The sequence below is a fragment of the Streptomyces sp. NPDC085946 genome (assembly GCF_044540485.1).
GTDB lineage: Bacteria > Actinomycetota > Actinomycetes > Streptomycetales > Streptomycetaceae > Streptomyces.
Map to the genome: position 1 here is coordinate 1 of NZ_JBITSF010000066.1, position 1,570 is coordinate 1,570.

Below are 1,570 nucleotides of genomic sequence, written 5' to 3' on the forward strand. Positions count from 1 at the left end.
ACCTGCGCCTCGAACAGCTCCGGCAACGTGGACCCCGCCACCGCCCGCGCGGTGTCGTTCCACCCCACCAGCACCCGCTCACGCTCGGCACCGTCGAGGATTTCCAAGTCCCCGATGCGACACCTTGGATCGTCCGCGATCGCCTCCAGCAGCCGCACGAAACGAGCCGCCAGGTCCTCGGCGGTGCCGTGGTCGAACAGATCGCTCGCGTAGTCGAGGGCACCGCTGATGCCGGCCGCCTCGCCGTGCTCGCCGTCCTGGTCGGCGACGGTGAAGGAGAGGTCGAACTTCGCCGCCGCGGTCCCGACCGGCAGTGGGTTCGCCCGGAGGCCGGGCAGGTCGAGCCGCGGCTCGGCGTTGTCGTCCAGGACCAGCATCACCTGGAACAACGGGTGCCGGGCGAGCGACCTGGCCGGGTCGAGGACCTCGACCAGGTGCTCGAAGGGCACGTCCTGGTGGGCGTAGGCGGACAGGCTGGTCTGCCGGACGCGGGCGATGAGGTCGGTGAAGACGGGGTTGCCCGAGGTGCTGGTCCGCAGGACGAGGGTGTTGACGAAGCAGCCGACCGCCTCGTCGAGCGCCGCGTCCGTGCGGCCCGCGATCGGCGTACCGAGCGGGATGTCGGTGCCCGCGCCCAGCTTGCTGAGCAGTGCGGCGAGCGCGGCCTGCAGCACCATGAACAGGCTGGCGTCGCAGTCGCGGGCAAGCTCGCGGAGCCGGGCGTGCGCCGCCGCGTCCAGGGCGAACGGCACGCGTCCGCCCTGGTGGCCGGCGACCGCCGGGCGAGGCCGGTCGGCAGGGAGCGCGAGCTCCTCCGGGAGGTCCGCCAGTGCTTCGGCCCAGTACGCCGTCTGCCGGGAGAGCAGGCTGTCGGGGTCGTCCTCGCTGCCGAGGAGGTCGTGGTGCCACAGGGTGTAGTCCGCGTACTGGACGGGAAGCGGCTCCCACGCCGGAGCCCCGCCCGAGCAGCGGGCCGCGTAGGCGACGGAGAGGTCCCGGGCCAGCGGACCGCTGGACCAGCCGTCCCCGGCGATGTGGTGCAGGACGAGCACCAGCACGTGTTCGTCGGCGCCGAGGTCGAGCAGCTCGGCGTGGAACGGCGTCTCATCGGTCAGGTCGAACCCGTGGCCGGCCACGGCGGTCAGTGCGTCGGCGAGCCCGACTTCGTCCACCTCGGTGACCGACAGTGCGGGAGCGGCCTGCTCCGGGGTGAGAATCACCTGTCGCGGGGTCCCGTCGACCTCGGGGTAGACCGTGCGCAGCACCTCGTGGCGCGCGACCACGTCGGTGAGGGCAGCACGCAGCGCGGCGCGGTCCAGCCCGCCCCGCAGGCGCAGGGCGAAGGGCATGTTGTAGGTGGGGCTGGGTCCTTCCAGTCGGTGCAGGAACCACAGCCGGCGCTGTGCGAAGGACAGCGGCAGCACGTCCGGGCGGTGGGCCACCGCCCGGAGGACCGGCCGTTCTTCGCTCCCGGTGTCGATCCGGGCCGCCAGGCCCGCGACCGTGGGCGCCTCGAACAGGTCCCGCACCGACAGCTCCGCGTCGAGCACCGACCGGATGCGGGAGATCA

At 73.0% G+C, this 1,570-nt stretch carries 1 protein-coding gene; it reads right to left on the bottom strand.

All coding sequences use genetic code 11. The annotated features are described in order from the left end of the window. Positions 1–1,570: condensation domain-containing protein (locus ACIF8T_RS40465; RefSeq protein WP_400042486.1), on the bottom strand; the 1,570-nt coding region annotated here is incomplete at both ends.